General features: G+C 48.1%; 1 pseudogene. It reads left to right on the top strand.

From position 1 onward, the window contains the following. Positions 1-528: 528 nt before the first annotated feature. Positions 529-858: pseudogene (locus CKO31_RS25775) on the top strand (serine hydrolase); the annotation flags it as partial. Between the last annotated feature and the right edge of the window lie 823 nt (positions 859-1,681).

Here is a 1,681-nt window from a genome sequence, read left to right as displayed (position 1 = left end):
CTAATACGTAGATGTACTGCCAAGTAGGAAAGTCCCGTAAGGTCATGTACTGGGCATAATGCCAGGCGGGCCATTTACCGTCATTGACGTCAATAGGGGGCGGACTTGGCATATGATACACTTGATGTACTGCCAAGTGGGCAGTTTACCGTAAATACTCCACCCATTGACGTCAATGGAAAGTCCCTATTGGCGTTACTATGGGAACATACGTCATTATTGACGTCAATGGGCGGGGGTCGTTGGGCGGTCAGCCAGGCGGGCCATTTACCGTAAGTTATGTAACGCGGAACTCCATATATGGGCTATGAACTAATGACCCCGTAATTGATTACTATTAATAACTAGTCAATAATCAATGTCAACATGGCGGTCATATTGGACATGAGCCAATATAAATGTACATATTATGATATAGATACAACGTATGCAATGGCCAATAGCCAATATTGATTTATGCTATATAACCAATGACTAATATGGCTAATTGCCAATATTGATTCAATGTATAGATCTTCCATACCTACCAGTTCTGCGCCTGCAGCAATGGCAACAACGTTGCGCAAACTATTAACTGGCGAACTACTTACTCTAGCTTCCCGGCAACAATTAATAGACTGGATGGAGGCGGATAAAGTTGCAGGACCACTTCTGCGCTCGGCCCTTCCGGCTGGCTGGTTTATTGCTGATAAATCTGGAGCCGGTGAGCGTGGGTCTCGCGGTATCATTGCAGCACTGGGGCCAGATGGTAAGCCCTCCCGTATCGTAGTTATCTACACGACGGGGAGTCAGGCAACTATGGATGAACGAAATAGACAGATCGCTGAGATAGGTGCCTCACTGATTAAGCATTGGTAACTGTCAGACCAAGTTTACTCATATATACTTTAGATTGATTTAAAACTTCATTTTTAATTTAAAAGGATCTAGGTGAAGATCCTTTTTGATAATCTCATGACCAAAATCCCTTAACGTGAGTTTTCGTTCCACTGAGCGTCAGACCCCGTAGAAAAGATCAAAGGATCTTCTTGAGATCCTTTTTTTCTGCGCGTAATCTGCTGCTTGCAAACAAAAAAACCACCGCTACCAGCGGTGGTTTGTTTGCCGGATCAAGAGCTACCAACTCTTTTTCCGAAGGTAACTGGCTTCAGCAGAGCGCAGATACCAAATACTGTCCTTCTAGTGTAGCCGTAGTTAGGCCACCACTTCAAGAACTCTGTAGCACCGCCTACATACCTCGCTCTGCTAATCCTGTTACCAGTGGCTGCTGCCAGTGGCGATAAGTCGTGTCTTACCGGGTTGGACTCAAGACGATAGTTACCGGATAAGGCGCAGCGGTCGGGCTGAACGGGGGGTTCGTGCACACAGCCCAGCTTGGAGCGAACGACCTACACCGAACTGAGATACCTACAGCGTGAGCTATGAGAAAGCGCCACGCTTCCCGAAGGGAGAAAGGCGGACAGGTATCCGGTAAGCGGCAGGGTCGGAACAGGAGAGCGCACGAGGGAGCTTCCAGGGGGAAACGCCTGGTATCTTTATAGTCCTGTCGGGTTTCGCCACCTCTGACTTGAGCGTCGATTTTTGTGATGCTCGTCAGGGGGGCGGAGCCTATGGAAAAACGCCAGCAACGCGGCCTTTTTACGGTTCCTGGCCTTTTGCTGGCCTTGAAGCTGTCCCTGAT

Origin of the sequence: Thiohalocapsa halophila, assembly GCF_016583825.1 — a bacterium.
Taxonomy (GTDB): Bacteria; Pseudomonadota; Gammaproteobacteria; order Chromatiales; family Chromatiaceae; genus Thiohalocapsa; species Thiohalocapsa halophila.
The sequence above is the reverse complement of the archived record's forward strand: the minus strand, read 5'-3'. Positions and strand labels throughout refer to the sequence as shown.